Source organism: Saccharothrix xinjiangensis, from assembly GCF_039527585.1.
Lineage (GTDB): Bacteria > Actinomycetota > Actinomycetes > Mycobacteriales > Pseudonocardiaceae > Actinosynnema > Actinosynnema xinjiangensis.
The window spans coordinates 1-637 of sequence record NZ_BAAAKE010000090.1; the positions used below are offsets into that span (position 1 = coordinate 1).

Sequence of the window (637 nt, forward strand, 5' to 3'; positions counted from 1 at the left end):
GCGCAAACCGGCCAGGTCCGGCACCAGCACGTCACGCCTCAGGTGACTGACCACCACCCCCGCTTTCCTCAGGTCGGAGAACGCCTTCTCGGCGGTCCTCGGCTTCATGCCGGCGATCGAGGCCAGTTCGACCTTGGTCAGCGGAATTCCCAGCGTCCACCCGTGCGACTCTTCACGGCCGTAGGTCTGCACCAATTCGGCGAGCACCCGAGCCACCCGTTCGGCGGCCGGGTGGGACAGGAAATCGCGCCTGCGCTGGTTCGCCCAGCGCAACCGGTCGTTGATCATTCCGATCAATTCGACGAACACGTCGTTGCGCCGGTGCAGGAAGCTCATCAGCTCACCGCTCGTGATCAGTTTGGCGACCACGTCGCCACACGTCACGACAGTGGCCGAGCGGGGCTTCTGGTCGAGCGCGGCCATTTCGCCGACGAGGTCGCCCGCGCTTCTGATCGCGAGCAGGGCGGTGTCGCCCGTCTCGTCCGTGGTCTGCACCTTCACCACGCCGTCGAGCAGCAGGAGGGCGTGGGTGTCCTTCGCGTCCTGCTCTATCACCTCGCGGTCGGCCGTGTACCGCACGACCGTGCCGATGTTGAGCAGCTCTTGTCGGGTGTTCTCTCGGAGGCGACCCAGCAGG

General features: G+C 66.2%; 1 protein-coding gene. It reads right to left on the reverse strand.

The genetic code is table 11. From position 1 onward, the window contains the following. Window positions 1-636: Crp/Fnr family transcriptional regulator (locus ABD223_RS43360; RefSeq protein WP_344044206.1), on the reverse strand; the 636-nt coding region annotated here is incomplete at its 3' end. Window position 637 lies beyond the last annotated feature (1 nt).